The sequence below is a fragment of the Salinisphaera dokdonensis CL-ES53 genome (genome assembly GCF_040361215.1).
Classification (GTDB): Bacteria; Pseudomonadota; Gammaproteobacteria; order Nevskiales; family Salinisphaeraceae; genus Salinisphaera; species Salinisphaera dokdonensis.
In genome coordinates, this window is record NZ_APND01000003.1 from 234346 (window position 1) to 257126 (window position 22781).

The 22781-nt window shown below is 63.6% G+C and carries 19 protein-coding genes; 11 read left to right on the plus strand and 8 right to left on the minus strand.

Annotated features, from left to right (window positions below; translation table 11 throughout):
* Window positions 1-22 precede the first annotated feature (22 nt).
* Both fadJ and fadI read right to left on the minus strand, forming a co-directional pair.
* The gene (fadJ, locus tag SADO_RS10640) at window positions 23-2278 is read right to left on the minus strand and encodes a fatty acid oxidation complex subunit alpha FadJ (protein ID WP_353111183.1); all 2256 of its coding nucleotides are present in this window, start codon (window positions 2276-2278) and stop codon (window positions 23-25) included.
* Window positions 2279-2336: 58 nt separating this feature from the next.
* On the minus strand, window positions 2337-3683 hold the full coding sequence (fadI, locus tag SADO_RS10645; RefSeq protein WP_434547899.1) for an acetyl-CoA C-acyltransferase FadI: 1347 nt from the start codon (window positions 3681-3683) through the stop codon (window positions 2337-2339).
* A gap of 186 nt (window positions 3684-3869) precedes the next feature.
* On the opposite strand from fadI, the gene SADO_RS10650 reads away from it, so the two are divergent.
* Both SADO_RS10650 and SADO_RS10655 read left to right on the plus strand, forming a co-directional pair.
* Window positions 3870-4484: a TetR/AcrR family transcriptional regulator gene (locus SADO_RS10650; protein WP_353111184.1), complete on the plus strand. Its 615-nt coding sequence runs from the start codon at window positions 3870-3872 to the stop codon at window positions 4482-4484.
* Between the two features lie 674 nt (window positions 4485-5158).
* Complete coding sequence (locus SADO_RS10655; RefSeq protein WP_353111185.1) at window positions 5159-5842, plus strand: PEP-CTERM sorting domain-containing protein; 684 nt, start codon at window positions 5159-5161, stop codon at window positions 5840-5842.
* A gap of 129 nt (window positions 5843-5971) precedes the next feature.
* Here SADO_RS10655 and SADO_RS10660 read toward each other — a convergent pair whose 3' ends face one another.
* The 3 genes from SADO_RS10660 to SADO_RS10670 are packed head-to-tail and all read right to left on the minus strand — an operon-like array spanning window position 5972 to window position 9356.
* Window positions 5972-7543, minus strand: coding sequence for a flavin-containing monooxygenase (locus tag SADO_RS10660; protein WP_353111186.1), 1572 nt, complete (start codon window positions 7541-7543; stop codon window positions 5972-5974).
* Entirely contained in the window at window positions 7540-8463 is a 924-nt protein-coding gene (locus SADO_RS10665) for a ferritin-like domain-containing protein (protein WP_353111187.1), read from the minus strand. Before SADO_RS10665 ends, SADO_RS10660 begins: the two co-directional genes overlap by 4 nt.
* Before the next feature lie 32 nt (window positions 8464-8495).
* Window positions 8496-9356: an SDR family NAD(P)-dependent oxidoreductase gene (locus tag SADO_RS10670; RefSeq protein ID WP_353111188.1), complete on the minus strand. Its 861-nt coding sequence runs from the start codon at window positions 9354-9356 to the stop codon at window positions 8496-8498.
* 412 nt (window positions 9357-9768) lie between these two features.
* Here SADO_RS10670 and metK point away from each other — a divergent pair, with 412 nt between their 5' ends.
* The 3 genes from metK to metF all read left to right on the plus strand — a co-directional run bounded on the left by metK (window position 9769) and on the right by metF (window position 13465).
* Entirely contained in the window at window positions 9769-10944 is a 1176-nt protein-coding gene (metK, locus tag SADO_RS10675; protein WP_353111189.1) for a methionine adenosyltransferase, read from the plus strand.
* A 97-nt stretch (window positions 10945-11041) separates the two neighbouring features.
* Window positions 11042-12466 (plus strand): adenosylhomocysteinase, encoded by a 1425-nt coding sequence (ahcY, locus tag SADO_RS10680; RefSeq protein WP_353111190.1) that lies wholly within the window; start codon window positions 11042-11044, stop codon window positions 12464-12466.
* A 123-nt stretch (window positions 12467-12589) separates the two neighbouring features.
* Window positions 12590-13465: a methylenetetrahydrofolate reductase [NAD(P)H] gene (gene metF, locus SADO_RS10685; protein ID WP_353111191.1), complete on the plus strand. Its 876-nt coding sequence runs from the start codon at window positions 12590-12592 to the stop codon at window positions 13463-13465.
* A gap of 90 nt (window positions 13466-13555) precedes the next feature.
* Here metF and SADO_RS10690 read toward each other — a convergent pair whose 3' ends face one another.
* Complete coding sequence (locus tag SADO_RS10690) at window positions 13556-14044, minus strand: MarR family winged helix-turn-helix transcriptional regulator (RefSeq protein WP_353111192.1); 489 nt, start codon at window positions 14042-14044, stop codon at window positions 13556-13558.
* A gap of 209 nt (window positions 14045-14253) precedes the next feature.
* Here SADO_RS10690 and SADO_RS10695 point away from each other — a divergent pair, with 209 nt between their 5' ends.
* Entirely contained in the window at window positions 14254-15207 is a 954-nt protein-coding gene (locus SADO_RS10695) for a D-2-hydroxyacid dehydrogenase (protein ID WP_353111193.1), read from the plus strand.
* Between the two features lie 42 nt (window positions 15208-15249).
* On the opposite strand, the gene SADO_RS10700 is transcribed toward SADO_RS10695, so the two are convergent.
* The gene (locus tag SADO_RS10700; protein ID WP_353111194.1) at window positions 15250-15852 is read right to left on the minus strand and encodes a DUF938 domain-containing protein; all 603 of its coding nucleotides are present in this window, start codon (window positions 15850-15852) and stop codon (window positions 15250-15252) included.
* 10 nt (window positions 15853-15862) lie between these two features.
* Window positions 15863-16558 carry a class I SAM-dependent methyltransferase gene (locus tag SADO_RS10705; RefSeq protein ID WP_434547900.1) on the minus strand — a complete coding sequence of 232 codons (696 nt, stop codon included), beginning with the start codon at window positions 16556-16558 and terminating at the stop codon, window positions 15863-15865.
* A 38-nt stretch (window positions 16559-16596) separates the two neighbouring features.
* Between SADO_RS10705 and SADO_RS10710 the strand changes: the two genes are divergently transcribed.
* From SADO_RS10710 to SADO_RS10730, 5 genes are all read left to right on the plus strand, one after another.
* A complete protein-coding gene (locus tag SADO_RS10710; RefSeq protein WP_353111195.1) occupies window positions 16597-17367 on the plus strand; it encodes a metallophosphoesterase in 771 nt (256 codons plus the stop codon).
* 508 nt (window positions 17368-17875) lie between these two features.
* A complete protein-coding gene (thiD, locus tag SADO_RS10715) occupies window positions 17876-18658 on the plus strand; it encodes a bifunctional hydroxymethylpyrimidine kinase/phosphomethylpyrimidine kinase (protein WP_353111196.1) in 783 nt (260 codons plus the stop codon).
* Entirely contained in the window at window positions 18655-19314 is a 660-nt protein-coding gene (gene thiE / locus SADO_RS10720) for a thiamine phosphate synthase (protein WP_353111197.1), read from the plus strand. Before thiD ends, thiE begins: the two co-directional genes overlap by 4 nt.
* A complete protein-coding gene (gene hemL / locus SADO_RS10725) occupies window positions 19311-20636 on the plus strand; it encodes a glutamate-1-semialdehyde 2,1-aminomutase (RefSeq protein ID WP_353111198.1) in 1326 nt (441 codons plus the stop codon). Before thiE ends, hemL begins: the two co-directional genes overlap by 4 nt.
* A gap of 17 nt (window positions 20637-20653) precedes the next feature.
* Window positions 20654-22735: a VTT domain-containing protein gene (locus tag SADO_RS10730; RefSeq protein WP_353111199.1), complete on the plus strand. Its 2082-nt coding sequence runs from the start codon at window positions 20654-20656 to the stop codon at window positions 22733-22735.
* Window positions 22736-22781: the final 46 nt, after the last annotated feature.

The following is a 22781-nucleotide window of genomic DNA, read 5'->3' on the forward strand; positions in this document are numbered from 1 at the left end:
AGTCGGCGACAGGCGCCGCGAATCAGGAATAGAAGCGGCGATGGGATTCGGACTGCGCCTTGGCCATCGTCTTGAGAATCGGTGCCGGCTCGAAGCGCGGGCCGTGCTTGTCGGCCAGGGCGTTGAGCCGGTCAACGAACAGCGCCACGCCCATCGTGTCGATATAGCGAAAAGGCCCGCCGGTGAACGGCAGGAAGCCGAGGCCGAAGATCGCGCCGATATCGCCGTGCATGGGCTCGGTGATGATCTGCTCGGACAGGCAATGCGCCGCCTCGTTGGCGAACAGCAACGTACAACGCTCGACGATCTCGGCATCGTCGGGGCGGCGGCCGCCGTCACGCTCTTCCGCGAGCAGCTTTTCGAGCTCGGCGTTGACCGGCCGCTTCTCGCCTTTCTTCTTCTTCACCGTGTAATCGTAGAAGCCCTTGCCGGATTTACGGCCCAGATGGCCGGCCTCGATCATCTTCGCCGATGCGTTGGGGGCTGACATGCGCTCGCCGAAGGCGGCCTCGAGGATCGGCCCGACCTTCACGCCCACGTCTACGCCAACCTCGTCGAGCAGCGTCATCGGGCCGACCGGGAAGCCGTGATTGACCAGCGCCTCGTCGATCTGACGCACGCCCGCGCCTTCCGCGAGCAGCCGTGACGCCTCGTTCAGATAGGGAGACAGGGCCCGGGTGGTATAGAACCCCGGCCCGTCGCCCACCACGATCACGGTCTTGCCCTGGGCCTTGCCGAACGCGACCGCGGTGGCGATCGTCTTCTTGGATGTCTTCTCGGTGGCGATGATTTCGAGCAGCGGCATTTTCTCGACCGGCGAGAAGTAATGCAGGCCGATGACGTTTTCCGGCCGCTTGGCCTTCGCCGCGATCTCCGAGATCGGCAACGACGAAGTATTGGTGGCAAAAATGCAGTCACTGTTGCCACGCGCATCGGCCGCGGCTTCCACATCGGCGAGCATCGCCTGCTTGAGTTCCAGATCCTCGAACACGGCTTCGATCACCATGTCGCACGCACCGATACCGCTGTAGTCGGTGGTGCCGGTGACCTGGTAGCGACAGCGATCCGCCTGCGCCCGGGTCATCGCCTTCTTCGCGACCCGCTTGGCATAGAACGCGTTGATCTGCTGCATGCCACGGGCAAGGCCTTCATCGCTGACGTCCTTTAGACGGACCGGCAGACCGGCCTTGTCGATCGTGACCGCGGCGATGCCCGCGCCCATCAAACCGGCGCCGAGCACGCCGACCTGGCGCACTTCTCTGGGCTTCACATTCTTCGCGACAAAAGTCGCTTTCTTGAGCGCTTCCGTGGCGTGATAGACGTGACGCAGCGACTTGGACACTTCGGTCATCGCCAGCTCGCCGAACGCCCTGGCCTCGGCGGCATAGCCGGCCTTGACGCCCTTGGCATAGCCGGTCGCGACCACATCGATGATGCGTTCCGGCGCCGGGTAATGGCCGTGCGTCTTGGCGCGCAGCTGCTTGCGCGCCTGATCGAACAGCACGCGTCGCCCGGCGAAGTTATCTTCTAGCGCGGCAGCCGTGAGCCCCGCAACGCCCCCGCCGACACGCTCGCGCGCCCGACCGATCACCGAGGGCGAACTCGTCAGCGAGCGCTTGCCTGCAGAACGGGCCCGGCGAATGGCCTCGTCGAGCAAGGATTCCGGCGGGACGACGCCATCGACAAGTCCCAGTTTCTTCGCCTGGGCCGGGCGCAGCTTGCGGCCGGTAAGCATGAGATCGAGCGCGGCCGGGATACCCACCAGCCGCGGCAGGCGCTGCGTGCCGCCGGCCGCCGGCAACAGGCCGAGCATGACTTCCGGGACGCCGAGCGCGGTCGCCGGCGTATCCGCGGCAATGCGCACATCGCAGGCCAGCGCCATTTCGAGCCCGCCGCCGAGACAGCTGCCGTCGATCGCGGCGACGACCGGCACATGCAGTTTCGACAGCCGCTTGAAGCCGGCTTGACCTGCCAACGACAAGGCTTCGACCTCGGCGGCCGACTTCACCTGGCTGAACAGGCCGATATCGGCCCCGGCCATGAACGAACCGGGCTTGTCGGAGATCAGCACCAGGCCGATGATCTCGGTGTCGCGCTCGATCGCTTCGAGTACGCGGTCGAACGCGTCCGCGAATTCCGCCTTGATCGTGTTCTGGCTCGCGCCCGGTACGGCAAAACGCAGGACGGCGATACCGTCGTCGCGTTTTTCGAGTTTGAAGATGTCGTCGCCGGCCGGCGCGGAGGCCGCGGCCTGCTTCGTTGCTGTCGCTGTACTCATGTTCTGGTCGCTCTCGATTCTCAAAGGGGGCGTGAAGCCAAGGCGTCCGGGGCCTGCGCTAGTCTCGCTCGAGGATCATGGCGGCGCCGATACCGCCGGCAGCACAGGCGGTGGTCATCGCGAGTCCACCACCCCGGCGCTTGAGCTCATGCGCGGTCTGAATGAGGATGCGCGCGCCGGTGGCGCCGAACGGGTGGCCGAAGGCGATCGAACCGCCGTTGACGTTGAGAATGTCGCGATCGATCGTGCCGAGCGGGCCGCGGCCGGACATCTCCTTGAGATAGGTCTTGGATTCCATGCCGCGGATATTGGCCTCGACCTGGGCGGCGAAAGCCTCGTGCATGTCGATGAGCGTGAGATCGGATAGCGACAGGCCAGCGCGCTCCAGAGCCACCGGCGCGGCCAGCACCGGCCCCATGAGCAGATCGCGTTCCGGCGTCTTGGCCGCAAACGCATAGCTGCGGATATAGGCAAGCGGCTCGTAGCCCAGCGCTTTCGCGCGCTCTTCGCTCATCAGGATCATTGCCGCCGCGCCGTCCGTCAGCGGGCTGGCATTGGCGGCAGTCACGCTGCCCAGCTTCTTGTCGAATACCGGCTTGAGCTTGTCGTAGCCCTCGCGCTGGCTGTTCTTGCGCACCAGGTTGTCGTCGGACACCGGCACGGTCTTGCCGCCGGCGTTCACGAAGGCCGTCATGCGTTGTTCATCCAGCCGCCCGTCAGCCAATGCGGCTGCTGCGTTGCTATGCGACGCATGGGCCAGATCGTCTTGCTCGGCGCGGGTCACGCCCCAGGTCTTGGCCATCTGCTCGGCCGATTCGCCCATGGTCTTGCCGGTGGAGTATTCCGTGATCGACGGCTTGCGCGGAATCAGGTCCTTCGGACGCAGCCGCGACAACACCTTGAGCCGGTCGCCGTTGGTGCGTGCCTGGGAAGCGTCGCGTAGCGCATCCGACAGGCGTTTGGACAGCGGTACCGAGATATCGGAGGTCGAATCCGTTCCACCGGTCATCACGATATCGGCATGACCGAGCGCGATCGCGTCAGCACCGCTAGCAGCGGTCTGAAAACTGGTCGCACAGGCCCGGGTGATGGACCAGGCGTCGGTACGCGGGTCCATGCCGGAAGCCAGCACGATCTCCCGGGCGATGAACGGCGCCTCCGGCTTCATTACCGTCATGCCGAAAATGGCCTGCTCGATCTCGCTCGCGGCCAGGCCGGTACGCGCCAGCACTTCGGCTGCCGCCATCGCGCCCAGATCGACGGCGTCAGCGTCCCGGAAGGCGGTTGCGATACGGGCGAACGGGGTTCGCACGCCGGCCACGATAGCGATACGACCGCCCGGCCCTTTCATCGCCCAGGAATCCGATCGCCCCGTGCTTTGGGTGTTCGCGCTCTCTGCCGCCATGAGACTGTCCTGTTCGATTATTCAAAGACGTGTCGTAACACTGGTTACACTTGCTGCGCCGCACTAAAGCGACGTGGTTTCGCGTATTGATAGTCTTTGTCATCACTTGATGTCAACAATAACGGAAAACTAAATTTTCTTTTTGTTGTAGTGTAACCATATGTACACCCGCCGAATGCCCGCACGATGAGCGATCCAACAAAGACCTACCGGCCAGCAACCACGGCCGCCACCGCGGCTGCGCGCGAACGAATCGAGTCCGCTGCGCTCGATCTGTTTGCCGAACGCCCTTTTCACGAAGTCCGTCTGGACGAGATCGCGCGCGCCGCCCGCGCGTCGCTGCAGACCATTTATCGTCATTACGGGGACAAGCAGGCCCTGCTCGATGCTTGCGTGCTCAACTGGGCGAACGCGCTCGCCGCGCGCATGACCGACCATCTGGTGGGTATCGAGACGTACAAGGACCGGCTCAGGAAAGTGTTCTGGGTGGTGCTCGACTTCTTCGAGCAGCATCCAAAGGTCGCGCGCATGATCCTGGGCTCGGTCTACCCGGGCGCGATGCGCTACGACGTCACCGACGAACAGCGCCGGCTGACCAACCTGTTCATGGAAGTGCTGGCGGAGGGCCGCGAACGCGGCATTCTCAACGACCAGGTCAGCGAGGCAATCCTGCTCGACTATTTCTATGGCGTGCTCGCACGCCTGATCCAGATGCAGAACCTGCGCCAGCAGGAGCCGTCGCTGACCGACCAGGTCAACGTGCTGTTCGAGATGCTCTGGCGGGCGATTGCCAAACCGTAGACAACGCACCGAAACAGCCACCGATGGTTCAGGCAGTCGTTTGCGCATGCCGCGAGCGACTGCCCATGGGTCGGGCGACCACAGGCGCTCGAAGCGAAGTGTTGTCGGCCGTTCTTACAACACGCTCGTCGCGATGCGCGCAGGACACATACCAAGCATCCACTTTTACGTCGCTCGGCACATCCAGCCGCCGCGCGGACGGCGCCGATCAAGTATTGCCGAGAAAAATGCGCCTTCGTATGCCGATACGCCGGCGCACAAGAATGTTGAGAAAAAGACTTTCTCGACCCGCGAATCCGTCGATGCGCTGGCTCGACTATCGACCAAGGGCCTAATTCGCGCGATCTGCAGCACAGTTTGTGTCTGGAATTCTTTACAAAACCAGACTCGCCAGTCGGAAAGGATGACAGCGCATGTCACATAGGCAGTGGATATGCATGTGGCGTGACTGCTCCGATAGCAGGGCCTGTCCGAGCCTTCCTGTCAGCCACGGCGGCACTCGACTGTCGAAACCGACGACATCGCCTGTCGACAAATGTTACGCAATCGGGCTCGCGCTGCCTCAATCGCATTGCAAGTGATTGAGCTGCCTGCGATTCACCGCATGGCAAGACAATTGCTAACAGGGATCAGCCGCGCTCGTCGGCTCTTGCTCTAAACATTTGAGGATCTCCATGCTGAAATCATTCGCCACCGCGGCAGCGCTGCTCGCCGGCCTCGCCTTTACCGGCATCGCCTCCGCCACGCAGATCGACTTCTTCAATGCCGCGGGCGCTGACGTAAACTTCGGCCATCAGTCCACGTTCGATGATTTGCGCGTGCGGGCATTTCGCTACCGCGCGCCGTTCGCCCAGACCGATAACTACCGTGAACGGGATCTGTTCCAGTACAACGGCGATGGCCGATTTGCCGGCAGGCCGGACCGATACGGCGTGGGCGTGTCAGTCGATGCGAATCAGCGCAACGTGCTGGGCGTCAATGAATTTCTGGCCATAGATTTCGCTCGCTACGCGCGGAACAACGCCGGCTTCTTCGAGAACAATCTGCTGTTCACGATTGGCTCGCTCGACACCAACGATGTGGTCGATTTCTTTATCGGGCAGCCGAACCACGAAAGCTCGATCCTGTTCGGCTCGCTGAGCGGCGACGCGAACGGCCTCGGTTTTGGAACGTTCCAGATCGCCGGGAGCGAGTTCATGCGCCCGAACGGGGGCTTCAGCAACCTCTATCTCGTCGGAAATACCGGCGGCGTGGTGCTGCAGTCGGTCCGGGACCTGCCGGAACCGAGCCTGCTGGCCATGTTCGCTTTCGGCCTCCTCGGCCTCGGCTACGTGGCACGCAAGCGCAGGAACGTCTAACCGAAACCAACCGGACCAGCCTTGAATCCGGCGAAGCCGGGTCGCTCGCGACCCGGCTTTTCGTGACCCCATGCAACTCGCCCGGCACACCATAAGCGGCGCGCTGATCCCGACCGAGGGTGATGAGCGTCAACCGGCCACCGTTCGCGAGAACTCGGGGTTGTAGCGCCGTGCTTCATAGTCTTCGTTGACAAAACACGCCATCTGTTTCCTGTACTGGGTGGCGAAGCCCGGATACATGGTGGCGTTGAAGCCGTCCTCGGTGAGATACCAGCTCGAACACCCCGAGTTCCAATTAGTCTTTGCGAGGCGTTTTTGCAGCTCGACATTGTGCTTTGCCTGCGCCTCTTCGCGAACATCCAGTGCGCGTAGATCGTATTCCAGAATCGTGCTGATGCCCTGCACGATGTAGTCGATCTGCGGCTCCATATAAGAGAGTGCGGAATTGTGACCCGGCCCGGAATTCGGACCAAAGGTCATGAACAGGTTCGGATACCCCGAAACATTCACGCTCTTGTATGCCGTCGCACCGCGCGCCCATTCGTCGTCGAGCTGGCGACCATCCACGCCGGTGATCGGGAACGGTGCCGCGGCCTTGGGCACTGCGAAGCCGGTAGCGAAGACGATGCAATCGACCTGATGCTCGATGCCCTCGGCAGTACGAATACCCTTTTCGCAGATCTTGTCGATCGGCCACGTGTAGAGCTTGACGTTGTCACGCATGAGCGCAGGGTAGTAGTCGTTCGATATGAGCAGACGTTTGCAGCCGATACGATACTGCGGGGTGAGCTGGCGACGTACCCAGGCGTCCGGAACCTGTTGACGCAGGTAAGCCTTGGCCAAGCCTTCGAGTAGCCGCGTGACCGGCGTGTTCCAGATCACACCGCTGGCCATGGCCTCATGTGCATAGAACAGTGCATTGCGGAACGCGGTCTGGCTGGCGGGCAGTTTCTCGAACAGCGTCTTGTTCCAGTCGGGCGCTTCGTAATCCAGCCGCGGCAAAATCCAGGCCGGCGTACGCTGGAAGACCTTGAGGAAATCCACCTGCTTGGCGAGCTTCGGCACGATCTGGTTCGCGCTCGCACCGGTGCCGACTACGGCGACACGCTTGCCGTCGAAATCGTAGTCGTTGTCCCAACGGGCGCTATGGACAATCTTGCCGCCGAAGCGGTCGATGCCGGGAATGTTGGGCAGCGACGGGTTGGCGAGCGCGCCCTGGGCTGAGACCACGCAACGCGCGTAGACGTTTTGCTTGCCGGCAATATTGATCGTCCAGATGCCGCGCGCCTCGTCGAACTTGAGGCCTTGGACGTCATGCCGAAAACGCATCAACGGTCGCAGGTCGAAACGATCGACCAGGTGATGGATATAGTCGAGAATCTCAGCGCTGCCGGAATAGCCGCGCGACCAGTTCGGGTTCTGAGCGAAAGAGAACGAATAGAGGTTGGACGGGATGTCGCAGGCCGCACCTGGATAGGTATTGTCCCGCCAGGTACCGCCGATGTCGTCTGCACGTTCGAGAATCGCGATATCGGTGATGCCCTGTTCGCGCAGGCGAATGGCCGTGCCGAGCCCGGAAAAGCCGGCGCCAACGATGGCGACATCCAGCACTCGTGTTCTGCGTGCCGCAGGCGTCTTGCGCGCGGCCCCTGTCGTGGCCTGGGCCTTTTCCGGCGCCGCGTGACCGTTGACTGCACTCATGCCGCGCTCTTGTAGGTGAGTTCCTTGACCCAGGTCGGCACCGGGCGCAGCAACGCACGCGGGTAATAGTCTGTGAGCCGAACCATGGCATCGACCGGTACGTGATAGAGCTTGTTGCCCCGGTCGACCACCAGCCGGCCGTGGCGGCTGATCAGCTGGAACCACGGATTACGGCGCCCATCCTCGGTACGGCCACCGATACGTTCGTACTTCTTCATTGCCTTGTAGAGTTTTTCTTCCGGCAGCCCCATCGCGGCGACGTTGTCGCGCATGCGAGACAGCAACGGCAGGTAGGTTGCGATACCGACGATCAAACGCGGATTGAGCACGGTGCCCATGAAGTTTAGGCCCAGGCGATACGCCTTGCCGTGGCCCTGCATCTCGAGCACGTGGAAACCCACGCCCAGATGTCGGGATTCGTCATCGTTGATGCGCTTGAAGGCGTCGTGGCAAACCGGATCGTCGACCTGCTCCAGCAGGAAGGTACACAGCGCGCCGTCGAGGGCGACTTCCAGCATGGGGATCACCGACCCCAGCACTTCCAGCGGCATCTTGTCGGACTGGGTATCCAGCCAGTCAATTACCAGCCGCAGGTTGATGTTGGGCAGCGGAATCTCGTCTTCTTCGAGCATGCCCCAGCGACGCATGAGAGCCATCTCAGCGTTGGCGTGGCGCTGCTCCTCGGCATGGAAATAGGTATACATCTCCTTGAGCGTCGGGTCTTCGGCCTTGCGCGCCATCGCCGCAAAGCCTCGGGCGCCGACATGTTCGATCCACATCAGATCAGACATGAAGGCCTTGAGCTTGGGCCACTGTTCGTCGGTGATCAGCTCGGCGCCTGGAGCATCCCAGTCGATGTCGGCCAACGCCCACTGACTTGCCTTGACCTTGGCAAGCATTTTTTCGAGATCGATATCCATGCCGGTCTCCTCCCAGTATCAATTAGGACTACTTATTCAGCACCCGACGCGTGAGCGCGATCGGGCGTGTCGTTTGCGGCAAACCGGTTGATGAAACCGGCGCCCTTGGTATAGCCGGCGGGCAGCAGACGCTTGAGACGCCAGACCAGGCGCGCATCGAACTGCGGCAATACATAGAGATGGCCTCGATCGAGGCCGGCCAGCGCGCTCCTGACCACGCTTTCTGCCGGCACGCCGGTCCAGCGCATCAGGTTGTCGGCGATCTTCGACGATGACGCGCTGATCCGCCCGGCCTTCATGATGTTGGTCTGAACGAAGGTCGGGCACAGCGCGGTGACGCGGATGGGCGTGTCTGCCAGTTCGGCGGCGAGGGTTTCGGTGACGGCCAGCACGGCCGCCTTGCTCGCGTTGTAGGCGCCCATACGCGGCGCGGCTGCAAAGCTTGCGGTAGAGGCCACATTGATGATGCCGCCCCGCCCGGCCTCGCGCAGCCTCGGGGCAAACACGTGACAGCCGTGGATCACGCCCCACATGTTTATGTCGAGCACCCATTGCCAGTCCGCCATCGTCATCTCGCCGATCGCGTGACCTCCCGCGCCCACACCGGCGTTATTGATCACCAGATCCGCCGGGCCGCCGAACCAGTCTTCTGCCGTTTGGGCGAGCTTTTCCACGTCGCCGAGCTTTGTTACGTCACAGACGGTGGCCAGCGCGTGACCGCCCTCGGACTCGATACGCGCGACGGTCACTTCGGCCTGTGCCTGGTCGATATCCGAGCACACGACAGCACCACCACGGGCAGCCAGTTCGATGGCGAAGGCCTGGCCTATACCGCTACCGGCGCCGGTGATGACGGCGCGGGCGCCCTTGGAAAGTCGCTTGGATCGAAACATGACGCCTACCCCGATTGATTTCTGTCGTTTATCAGTGTGACATTACTTGATGTAACGGTACGTTGACCGAAAGAGAAACGCAATCGCCTTCAGCAGCGCGCGTCGATTCGCTGCGGAACGCAGTTTTCAACGAGCAGGGCCCGGGGAAGCCGGCGGCGCGGAGAGCCGGTTTCTGAACGAATCAGCGAGGGCGCTGCCTTAGGCAGCAACGGCAACTGTCTGCCACACATCACTATTCAGAGCCGTCCGGCCACAACATGGTGGCGATACGGCATTGGCCGCTCGCGCCCGCCCCGCCTGGATTCTCCGGCGTGGTGACGCGCGAAGCCGCCCGGTCATCGGTTTGTCATGGAAACCGGCGAAGGTCTTCCGTATACTCAAATCCGTTCATCCGGATAGAGAGATAACGTCTATGAGCCGACACCTGTTCACTTCCGAGTCCGTCACGGGCGGCCATCCCGACAAGCTGTCCGACCAGGTTTCGGATGCGATTCTCGACGCCTATCTCGCACAGGATCCGACTGCCAAGGTCGCTTGCGAAACCGCGACCAAGACTGGCCTCGTGATGGTCTTCGGCGAGATCAAGACCGACAGCGCCAAGAACGTCAACGTGCCGGTGGAAAAGATCGTGCGCGAGACCGTTCGTGACATCGGCTACACCAGTTCCGATATGGGCTTCGACGCCGATACCTGCGCGGTGATGAACGTGCTCGGCGAACAGTCGGCCGATATCAACCAGGGCGTGGACCGCGGCGATCCCAAGGAACAGGGCGCCGGCGACCAGGGCCTGATGTTCGGCTATGCCTGTGACGAGACCGACGTGCTCATGCCGGCACCGATCACCTATGCACATCGTCTGGCCCGTCGCCAGGCCGAGCTGATGAAATCCGGCAAGCTCGACTGGCTGCGTCCGGACGCCAAGTCCCAGGTCACCTTCGAATACGAAGACGGCAAGCCGGTGGCGATCAACGCGGTCGTACTCTCCACCCAGCATGACCCGGGCATCTCGCAGGCCGATCTGAAAGACGCGGTCCAGGAAGAGATCATCAAGCCGGTGATCGGTGAATGGCTCACCGACAACCCGACGATCCATATCAACCCGACCGGCAAGTTCGAAGTGGGCGGCCCGCTGGGCGACGCCGGCCTGACGGGGCGCAAGATCATCGTCGACACCTATGGCGGCATGGCTCGCCACGGCGGCGGCGCGTTCTCCGGCAAGGACCCGTCCAAGGTCGACCGCAGCGCTGCGTATGCCGCGCGCTATGTGGCCAAGAATGTGGTCAAGGCCGGCCTCGCGTCGAAGTGCGAAGTCGCGCTGTCCTATGCCATCGGCGTCGCTGAGCCGACCTCCATCTGGGTCGAAACCTTCGGCACCGGCAAGGTCGACGACGAGAAGCTGACCCGGCTCATTCGTCAGCATTTCGACCTGCGCCCCTACGGCATCCTCACGATGCTGGACCTGCAGCGCCCGATCTACTACCCGACCGCGGCCTATGGCCACTTCGGTCGCGAAGACGTGGATCTGCCTTGGGAGCGCACCGACAAGGCCCAGGCCCTGGCCGAAGACGCCGGTCTCCAAGCCGCCTGAACCGACCGAATCACTTTTCCCGGTCGCGGCCGGCGGCGCGCTTCAAGCGGCGCGCCGCGCCGTGACGTCAAACCGATTTCATCAGGAGTAACCGAACATGAGCACACCTGCCGAGAAGATCGAACAGGATTACGTTGTCGCCGACATCTCGCTGGCGCCTTGGGGCCGCCGCGAGATCGAGATCGCCGAAACCGAGATGCCGGGCCTTGTCGCCCTGCGTGAAGAGTTCGGCGAACAACAGCCGCTCAAGGGCGCGCGTATCGCCGGCTCCCTGCACATGACCATCCAGACCGCCGTGCTGATCGAGACACTCGTCGCCCTCGGCGCCGAAGTGCGCTGGGCGTCCTGCAACGTGTTCTCGACCCAGGATCACGCCGCTGCCGCGATCGCGGAAACCGGCGTGCCGGTCTATGCCTACAAGGGCGAGTCGGCCGAGGAGTACTGGGAATATGCGCACGCGATCATGGACTGGCATGACGGCGGCCTGCCCAATCTGATCCTCGACGACGGTGGCGACGCCACCACGCTGGCCACCTTCGGCGTCAAGGCCACCGACGATCCTTCGCTGCTCGACAACCCGGGCTCGAACGAGGAAAAGGCGCTGTTCAAGGTCATGAAGAAGCGCCTGGCGGAGCAGCCGGACTTCTACAGGAATCTCGGCAAGGCGATCACCGGTGTCTCCGAGGAGACCACCACGGGCGTGCATCGCCTGTATCACCTGGCCAAGGAAGAAGGCGGCCTGACCTTCCCGGCGATCAACGTCAACGACTCGGTCACCAAGTCAAAGTTCGACAACCTCTACGGCTGTCGTGAATCGCTGGTCGACGGCATCAAGCGCGCAACCGACGTGATGGTCGCCGGCAAGGTGGCCATCGTCTGTGGCTATGGCGACGTCGGCAAGGGCAGCGTGCAGTCGCTGCGTGGCCTGGGTGCGACCGTCTGCGTCACCGAGATCGACCCGATCAACGCCCTGCAGGCGGCCATGGAAGGCCTGCGTGTGGTGGATCTGGAAGATCCGGGTGTGGTCGAACAGGCCGATATCTTCGTCACTGCCACCGGCAACTACCACGTGATCAACCACGATCATCTCACGCGGATGAAGAACGAGGCGATCGTGTGCAACATCGGTCACTTCGACAACGAGATCGACGTGGCCTCGCTCGAGCAGTACGAGTGGGAAGAGATCAAGCCGCAGGTCGATCACATCACCTTCCCGGACGGCAAGAAGATCATCCTGCTGGCCGAAGGTCGTCTCGTGAATCTCGGCTGTGCCACCGGCCATCCGAGCTATGTTATGTCGAACTCCTTCACCAATCAGGTGCTGGCCCAGATCGAGCTCTGGAACCATCGTGACCGCTACGAGAACAAGGTCTACGTGTTGCCCAAGCATCTCGACGAGAAGGTCGCCAAGCTGCATCTGGCGCGGGTCAACGCCAAGCTGACCAAGATGACGCCGGAACAGGCCGACTATCTGGGCGTACCGGCCGACGGCCCGTACAAGCCGGACCATTATCGCTATTAAGGGCCGCGCGGCCGCCTGATAGCGCAGGCCAATGAAAGGACCCGGCCCGCGCAGCGCGTGGGTCGGGTTTTTTTATGCCGTGGCAGGTCGTTGGGGCCAAGCTACGGCAAGTGGATGGACTTCATGACGCATATCTCGCAGAACTCTTTCAGTATCGAATTCTTCCCGCCCAAGGGCCCGAAAGGCGCCGCACGGCTGGAAAAAGCACGCGCTGAACTGGCCACGCTGGGGCCGGATTTCTTCTCGGTGACCTTTGGCGCCGGCGGCACCACCCGCTCCGGCACGCTGGAAACGGTCCGACAGAGCATGGACAGCACCGGCATTGCCACCGCGCCGCATCTGTCGTGTATCGAAGGCACTCACGAATCGATCGGCGAACTGCTCGACAACTACAAGAACGCAGGCGTCGAGCGCATCGTGGCCCTGCGCGGCGACCTGCCCGAGGGCATGGAGCAACCGGGCGTGTTCAGCTATGCCAACGAGCTGGTCGCGCATATCAAGGAACGCCACGGCGACGCGTTTCATCTGGAAGTCGGCTGCTATCCGGAATACCACCCGCAGGCACCGACGCCGGCGGCGGATATCGACAACTTCGTGCGTAAGGTCGAGGCGGGCGCCGACTCGGCGATGACGCAGTACTTCTATAACGCCGACGCGTATTTCAACTTCATGGAAGAAGTCACCGCCAAGGGCGTGGATATCCCGATCGTGCCCGGCATCATGCCGATCACCGATTTCGGCCAGGTATCGCGCTTCTCGGCGATGTGCGGGGCCGATATCCCGCGCTGGATTCGCCAGAAAATGGAAGGTTATGGCGATGACAAGGCGTCGGTACAGGCCTTCGGCCACGAAGTTGTGACACGCCTGTGCGAACAGCTGCTGGCCGGCGGTGCGCCGGGCCTGCATTTCTACAGCTTGAACAAGGCGGCCCCGACTATGGGGCTGTGGCGGGAGCTGGGCTTGCCGGTACCCGAAGGCCGGTCCAGCCAGGCGGGCTGAATACCGCGCCTGTTATTGAGGTGGTCGCCGCGGCGTATGCTGCCGGCGACCGCCGCTTTTCCGCTGGCCCGCTCGAGGCGAGCCGCGCAATCAGGCGTCGTTGAGCTCGTCTCGCATGGCGTCGTTGAAACGCGCGGTCAGACGGGCGAATTCCTGACGCTCCTGCTCCGACCACTCGTCGAACGCCAGTTCTACCCGCTCCAGGCGCCGATCACGCACACGCGACGCGGCATCGCGGCCGGCATCGGTGATGGTGACGAAACCGCCACGCCGATCGTCCGGGTTGTCGAGCTTATCGACCAGCCCGGCCTGCTTCATCGCCGCCACCTGACGGGTGACGGTCGACGCGTCGAGATTGACCTGCTCGGCGAGCGCACCGACCGACTGGCGATCCTTGCGCTCCAGCAGGATCAGCAACAGGTAGTGCGCACGCTCGAGCCCGAAATTGAAGCGCCGGCGGGCGGCTTCCAAGCGGCGGACAAGAAACGCCAGCTCGTACTCCAGTGCTTCCACGGACGGGCAGTTCTTGGGCAGATGGTTACCCAACGACTCGTCGTTTTCTTCTGTCCTGCGGATCATGATTGATTCGTCAGCCTCGGTTGAATACCCGGAAGATGTCTAATTCCGCCCCCTTTCGGCGAACGCTTGCATCTTACACGATGTGTTCGAAAGATGATTCCACACCGTGCTCCACCGAGCGAAAGCGCCATGCAATCGCCGGCTGGCGCAGCGTTTTCGCCGCGCCTCGGTTACGATTACGCATTATATATCGAAATTAAGGAGTTGCGATGCAGGGCTGTTTTCTGGATGCCGGTTCCATGGGCGACGGCCTCACATGGTCGAGTCTGGAGTCCAGCGTCGAGTCATGGCACTGGCACCACAACACGACGCGCGAGACCGTTGCCGAGCGCCTGCAGGGTGTCGATATCGCGGTCACGAACAAGGTCGTGCTCGATGCGGAAACCATTGCCGGGGCCGATCGCCTCAAACTGATCTGTGTGGCGGCGACCGGCTTCAACAACGTCGACACCGCAGCCGCGGCCGAGCACGGGATTCCGGTGGTAAACGTCACGGGCTATGCCACGCCGGCCGTATCGCAGCACGTGCTCTCACTCATGCTCGCGCATGCCACACGCTGGGCCAGCTACGACGCCGCCGTGAAGCGCGGCGATTGGTCGGCAGGCCAATTCTTCTGCCTGCTGGACTACCCGATCGAAGAGCTGGACGGGCAGACCCTCGGCCTGGTCGGTCATGGTGAGCTGGGCCAGGCGGTGGCGCGTCTGGCCGAGGCGTTCGGCATGCAGGTGCTGGTCGCCGAACGCCCCGGTGCGACAACTGTGCGCGAAGGACGCGTGGCCATCGACGAGGTCTTCGAGCGCGCTGACATGATCAGCCTGCACTGCCCGCTTACCGAGGACACCCGGCATCTGATCAACGCGGATGCCCTCGCCCGGATGAAGAACTCGGCTTTTCTGATCAATACCGCGCGAGGCGCCATTGTCGACAGTGAGGCGCTGATTGAGGCATTGCGCAACGGCACGATCGCAGGCGCGGCCCTGGACGTTCTCGATCAGGAACCGCCGCCCGCTGATCATCCCCTGCTCGATCCGTCGATTCCGAACCTGATCGTGACCCCTCATACCGCCTGGGGCAGCCGCGGCGCGCGCCAGCGCATGCTCGAAGGCGTGGCGGCAAATATCGACGCGTTTCGTGCCGGCGAACAACGCAACCGGGTGAACTAGGCACGAAGAAAGCGGCGCGGCGTTCAGTCGCGCCGGGCTTCTTCAAGCGATTGACTTGCGCCAGATCAATAGACGGTTATCGCTTGGCATGGCGATATCGTCGACGAGCGACAGCCCGCCGCGGGTCGCGAGCGCATCGAGCGCTTCGATCTCGCGCAACCCCATCGCCGGATCACGCGCCCGCAGCGCCGCGTCGAAGTTTGCGTTACCGGGCTCCGGCGTGACGCCGGCGCGCAGAAACGGGCCATAGAGACAAAGCAGGCCGCCGGCGGCGAGCACACGACCCGCGCCGGCGAACAGCGCCTGCACGGCAGCCCAGTCCATGATGTGGGCCACGTTGGCACCATAGACCGCATCGAACGGGCCGGCCGGCCAATCGCCACGCACATCCAGCGCAAGCGGCGCCGGCAGATTGAGTTCCTTTCGATCGGCAAGTGCTGCGACCAGGCGCCGATGGTGGCCCGGCGCGTCGCTGGCCTGCCATACGATATCCGGCAGGCGCTCGCGGGCGTGGCGCGCATGGGTCGCATCACCCGCGCCGACTTCGAGCACGCGGCAGGCACCGCCCAACCAGGGAACCAGTGCATCGAATATCGGCCGCTTGTTGCGTTCGGCCGCGCTGTCGTCGCCTATATGAGTGCTCATCCGTGTCTGATCATCGCTTGCGCGCCAGAGTGAGGCCGTCGCCGATCGGCACCAGGCTGAGATCGATACGCTCGTCGCCGTGCAGATAGCGATTGAAGTCGCGGATCGCCTGCGTGTCGGTACTGCTGTCGTCGGGGTCGATCACTCGCCCGTGCCAGAGCGTGTTGTCGGCGATGATCAGCCCGCCGCCGTGCACGAGCGCGAGTGCACGCTCGTAGTAGTCGATATAGCCGGCCTTGTCGGCGTCGATGAACACGAAGTCGTACTGCCCGGCCATGCCGGCTGCGATCTCGTTATCGAGCGTGGCAAGGGCTGGCCCCAGCCGCAGTTCGATACGATCGGCAACGCCCGCGGCAGCCCAGGCCTGCTGCGCACGCTGTGTGATTTCAGCGTCGGTATCACAGGCCAGTAGTTGGCCGCCCGCTGGCAGGCTTTGCGCAATCCAGAGGCTCGAGTAGCCGGCATAAACGCCGATCTCGATGCCGCGCCGCGCACTCATCAGCTGTAGTACCAGGCTGATCAGCTGGCCCTGTTCCGGGTCGACCTGAAGATTGCCATTATCCTGAGCGGCGGTGACGCGCCGGTTGTCGGCCATCACTTCCGTCTCGCGCACGCTGGCATGGCGCAGATAAGTAAGCAGTTCGCTGTCGAACATGGGTTCTCCCCGCAGGCCGAGCCCGGCGCCCTGCCCGTAACGTGTCTTCATGGCAGCATACGCGCAAGCCGAGACCGGGTTAACCGCGTATGTCCAAACCGATCCACGTCGTTCATCTGACCGACTTTCACCTGCTCGCCGAGGCCGGCGCGCGCCTGCACGGCTGGGACGTCGAGCGCGCTTTCGACACCGTGCTGGACGACGCCCTGCAGCAGATCCCCGATGCCAGCGCGTTCATTCTCGGCGGCGATCTGGTCGACGATGAAACGGCAGTCGGCTACGCACGCCTGAACCGGCGACTGGCCACGCTCGATCGCCCGGTACTCGCCATGGCCGGCAATCACGACGATCCAATCGCCATGCAGAAGCAGTTGCGTTGCGCAGTCGTACACGGCGTTCTGACTATCGGCGGCTGGCAACTTGTCGCGCTCGATAGTCATATCGATGGCAGTGAAGCGGGCCGTATCGGCCCAGAGCAACTCGATCGGCTCGACGCGCAGCTGAGCCGGTCTGCCAATCCGACGGTGGTTTTCGTGCATCACCCGCCGTGCCCGGTCGGCAGTGCCTGGATCGATGCCATCGGCCTGGAGGACAGCGCCGCACTCGCCGCGGTAATAGAGCGTCACGCGCACGTCGGGGCGATCGTGTGTGGCCACGCCCATCAGCAGGCCACGCTTGAGTTCGCCAACCGGCCCTGCCTGATTACGCCGGCGACCATGCGCCAGTTCCTGCCAAGGTCCGAGACCTTTGCCGAAGACACGCTACAAGTGCCGGGCTACCGGGTACTCACACTCGGTGCCGATCAGAGCCTGAAATCCAGAGTCGCGCGTGTTGCTTTGGCACAAGGAGCCTGTGGATAAAACTGGGGAAGAATTGCGGACGCGCCACGCATTCCGGTCGACACGAACGACCCCAGCCTGGCCGGCTCGACAATAAAACGTCCATACCATTTAAATTCAGATGCTTAGGAAATACCGCAGTGTGACGTTTTGCGTCATATCAGACCTTTCGGGTACCGGCAACCGCGTTGACAATGTGCATAACCTGCATTTTGGAGCAGACACTCGTTGAGCAAATCAAGCTAAACAACTGAGCTAAAACGCTAAAGAACAGAAATGCACAAAAGCTGTGGATAAGTGTGTGGAAAGCACCCGCACGAGTGCCGTTAAAGGGCATATTCTCAGTAGTTTCCCCGAAGCGGCGATTTTGTAACCAGCTCGACACACTCTATTAAAATCAAAAACTTACAAATTTTACCCGCTACCTGAAAAGACAAGGGAAAAAATTTTCGTTCGTCGATAAACATGCCATTGCTTCACTGTGCATAAGGCTCTTGGCCGTACCGGCCCGATGTTAGACTCCGCAGCCATGAAAAGACCCAATATTCTGGTCATTGCAGGCCACGACCCGAGCGGCGGCGCCGGTATTCAGGCGGATATCGAGGCGGCGGCCGCGAATGGCGCCCACGCGGCCACCGTGATCACCCTGCTGACCTGCCAGGACACCACGAACGTGCATGGTGTAGAAGCGGTGGACACCGCGTTTTTCGCTCGCTGTCTCGACACCGCCCTGGCCGATATGCGCTTCGATGCCATCAAGATCGGCGTCGTCGCAAACGTGGAACAGGTCGAACGCATCGTGGCAGTGGCACGACAGCTACCGCATGTCCCGTTGGTGGTCGACCCGGTCCTGCGCGCGGCCGGCGGCGGCACGCTCGCGGATGACTCGGTCGGCCAGGCACTCAGAGACACGCTCTTCGCGCATGCCGATGTCGTTACACCCAACGCAGGCGAGGCACGCCTACTATGCGATGGTGACAACGATATCGACCGTTGCGGCGCGCGCCTGGCCACGCACGATACCTGTGCGCTGATTACCGGCGGCGACGAAGGCGACGGCGAGGTCATCAACCGCGAGTACGTGGCCGATCGTTCACCGGTCGCCCACGCCTGGCCACGTTTGCCGGGGGTCTTTCACGGCTCGGGCTGCACGCTTGCCAGTGCAATCGCAGCCCAGCTTGCCCACGGCCATGACCGCCCGACGGCCATCCGCCGAGCCCAGGCTTACGTCTGGCGCACGCTCGATGCCGCGTTCGCGGCCGGCCATGGCCAGCGTATTCCGGCCCGTATCCAGCCCACGCCCGACGCATGACGGTGCGCGGCGTCTACGCCATTTATGACCGCACAACCCTGGCCGACGATGCACTCGACCGGGTCGACGCGATACTCGATGCCGGCACGCCCTGGCTCCAGTATCGCGACAAACGCGATACGGCGCCGGACCACGCGCTGGCAAAGGCGCTGCGCGAGCGCACCCGCGCCGTCGGTGCCGCGCTCATCGTCAACGATGACTGGCGCCTCGCCCGGGATATCGGCGCCGATGGGGTCCATCTCGGCCAGAGCGACGGCAGCATTGCCCAGGCACGCATGGCACTTGGGCCGAAGGCGATCATCGGCGTGAGCTGCTCGGATCGTATCCAGCGGGCCCGCGACGGCATCGCCGCCGGCGCGAGCTATATCAGTTTCGGGCGTTTTTTCGACTCGCGTACCAAGCCGGACGCGCCGCCCGCCGCGTTGACGGTGCTCGGCGAAGCCCGCGCGCTCGGTGTGCCGGTGGTCGCCATCGGCGGCATCGATACGCACAATGCGGCCGATGTAATTGCTGCGGGCGCCGACCTGGTCGCGGTGTCCGGTGCGTTGTTCCACGCCCCAAACAGCAGCGAAGCCGCCCGGCAACTGGCTGCGCTATTTGATACGCAGCATGCCCGCGCGCCCCAGGGACATGACTTTTCAGGAGATCTTTTATGACTCAGACCGCGAACGCTCAATGGCAACGCCCCGGCCCCCGCTCGGCCGAACTGTTCGAGCGCGCCGCGCGTGTCACGCCCGGCGGCGTGAACTCGCCGGTACGCGCTTTTTCGGGCGTCGGCGGCACGCCGGCGTTCATCGACCACGCCAGCGGCGCGTATATCTACGACGTCGATGGCAATGAATATGTCGACTATGTCGGCTCTTTCGGGCCGATGATCCTCGGCCATGCCCATCCGGCCGTGGTCGAGGCCGTCCAGCAGCAGGCCAGCAAGGGGCTGTCCTTCGGGGCCCCCACGGGTCTGGAAACCGAGCTCGCCGAGCTGGTCTGCTCGATGGTCGATTCGATCGAATCGGTCCGCATGGTCAATTCGGGTACGGAAGCGGCGATGACCGCCCTGCGCCTGGCACGCGGGCATACCGGCCGCAAGAAAGTGATCAAGTTCGCCGGCAACTACCACGGTCATGTCGACGCGCTGCTGGTCAACGCCGGCTCGGGCGCGCTCACGCTCGGCATCCCCGGCTCGCCGGGCGTGCCCGAGGCCGTGGTACAGGACACGCTGGTCGCCACCTACAACGATCTCGACTCGGTCGCCGAGGCGTTCAAGGCGCACGGTGACGATGTCGCCTGCGTAATGGTCGAACCGGTCGCCGGCAACATGAACTGCGTGCCCCCGGAAGACGGCTTCCTGCAGGGCCTGCGCGATCTCTGCGACGAGTACGGCGCACTACTGGTCTTCGACGAGGTGATGACCGGCTTTCGCGTGCATCCCGGCTGTGCGCAGGCGCATTTCGGCGTCACTCCGGACGTCACCGCCCTCGGCAAGATCGTGGGCGGCGGCATGCCGGTCGGCGCCGTCGGCGGCCCGAGCAAAGTGATGGAAACGCTCGCGCCCACCGGCCCGGTCTACCAGGCCGGCACGCTCTCGGGGCATCCGCTGGGCATGGCTGCGGGCATCGCCACGCTGTCGCGGCTCAAGGATGGCAGCGTCCACGAAGCGATCGCACCCAAGCTGGACAGCCTGCTTCAAGGCCTCCAGCAGTGTGCCGACAAGCACGGCGTGCCTTTTCTTACCCAAAGAGTCGGTGCGATGTTCGGCATGTTCTTCACCGACGCATCGCGCGTGAGCCGCTTCGACGACGTGGCGGCCTGCGATACCGACAAGTTCGCGGTGTTCTTCCACACCATGCTCGATCACGGCGTATACCTTGCGCCGTCGGCCTTCGAGGCGGGATTCATCTCGCAGGCGCACGATGACACCGCGATCCAGCGCACGCTGGAGGCCGCCGACGCGGCCTTCGCCGCGGTCGCGCAAGCGTAGCGCCCGCCACGACCGGGATGGGGCACGACCTGCTCGAGACGTTGCTGGCTTGGGTCAGCACGCATCCCTGGGCTGCGCTGGCGCTGGTGTTCGTCATCGCGCTCGGCGAGTCGCTGTTCCTGTTCGGGCTGCTGGTGCCGGGCGCGTTGTTCATGTTCGCGTTCGGCGCCCTGATCGGCGCCAACCTGCTGCCACTCGGCGCCACCTTCGTGGCGGCCATTGCCGGCACCCTGCTGGGTGACGGACTCAGCTACGCGCTTGGGCGCCGCTATGTCGGCCATCTGACCGCGTTACCGGGCTTTGCCCGGGCGCCGGTTCTGGTCGCGCGTGGCGAACGCTTCCTCTCCGATCACGGCGGCAAGGCGATCATCCTCGGCCGCCTGATTGGCGCGCTGCGCCCGATCATGCCGACCGTCGCCGGCGCGGCCGGGCTATCGGTGACCCGTTTTCTGATCATGGACGTCATCGCCACCGCGATCTGGGCGCCCTGCTACATCCTGCCCGGCGTGGTGTTCGGCGCTTCGCTGGATCTCGCCGCCCAAGTCGCTACCCGTCTGGCCGTGCTGTTGCTGGCCGTCGTCACGATCATCTGGGCGACCACGGTGTCGGTACGTTTTCTGCTCGCCGGTGGTCGGGTGGCCACGCGCCGCTACGCTGGGCGACTGCTGGCGTGGAGCCGGCGCCATCGTCGCCTTGGGCTGCTCGGCCCGAGGCTGGCCGACCCGCGTCAGCCGGAGATTCCAGCGCTCGCCGTTGGCGCCGCCCTGCTCATGCTCGCCACCGGCATCGCCTATCTGCTGATGTGGGGCTGGCAACGACCGGTCTATCCGGGCCGGTTCGATGCGCTGACTTTCTATCTGGTTCAGAGCCTGCAGACACCGATTTCGGATCAGATCGCGTTTGCGATCGCACAGATGGGCTCGCCCCTGATCTATCTGCCGTTCGCGGCGGTGCTTGCCGGCGTGCTCGCATTGATGGGCAACGTGCGTGCGGCCGGGCACTGGGTAGTGGCGCTGGGTTTTTCGGCGCTGGTAGCGCTGATTCTGCGCTGGTGGCTGGCGATACCTGCGCCCACGAGCTATTTCCACGGCGGCGTGACCGACCCGCTCTTCCTCGCCGGCGGGGGTCAGGATCTGCTCCTCTGCGCGACCGTGTATGGCCTAGCCGGCATCATGATCGCTGCCGGCCGGCCGGAGACCGAACGCCCCTACTATCATTCGATCACGGTGGTCGGGGTCGTGCTGATCGCCCTGGCCCGTCTTTATTTGGGCCTCGACTGGGCAAGCGACCTGTTCATCGGCCTCACGATCGCCTTTGGTTGGCTGAACATGCTGGTCATCAGCTATCGCCGACAGCGGCCACAGCCCGTGCGCGGCAGGCAAGTGCTGAGCGTGCTGGCCGGTTTCGCTGTGGTGGCCGTGGTCGCCGGCATTCTGCCGGATACCACTTACCGCGCCTGGGCCCAGGCCGAGGCCGAACACACACCGCCGCTGGTGCGCGATTGGCCGGGCACCGGCTACGCCGGGCTCGACCAACGCATCAAGGATATCGCCGGGCGTGAAAGTGCGCCGCTCAACGTGCAGGCGGTCGGCACCATCGGCGAGCTACGCGGCGCCCTCGCCCATGCCGGCTGGCTCGGCGCGCCGCGCCTGGGGCTGACCCAGCCCCTGCGCTGGCTAGTGACGGACACCGGGATCGCAGAGCTGTCCGTGTTGCCCCGAATTCACGACGGTCGCCAGCCGAGCATCACTCTCGTACACGAGATACCGGCAACGGACGGAACGCAGGCGGACCCGATGCGCCGCCGCGTCCTGCGCCTGTGGCGCACCCATCGCCGCCGCGCCGAGGACGACCGCCCCCTATGGGTCGGCAGCACCGACATGCAGCAGGTCGAGCAGCGCCTGAGCCTCATGGCCACGGCCGCGGACCAGCGTCGCTACGACTGGGCGCTGCGGGCGTTGGCGGCGGATCTCGAGATCGCCGGACTGCCCTATCGACTCCTCGGCGCGAGCGACCAGCCGATCCTGCTCGTCGACCCACCCCTGACCGAGGTCGATGCTAAAGTAGCGCCCGATCAGCGCCGCCCGTTACAGCCGTGAACCCGACGGCTGTCACAGGCCGTTCGTTTCACTTTCAAAAACCGCA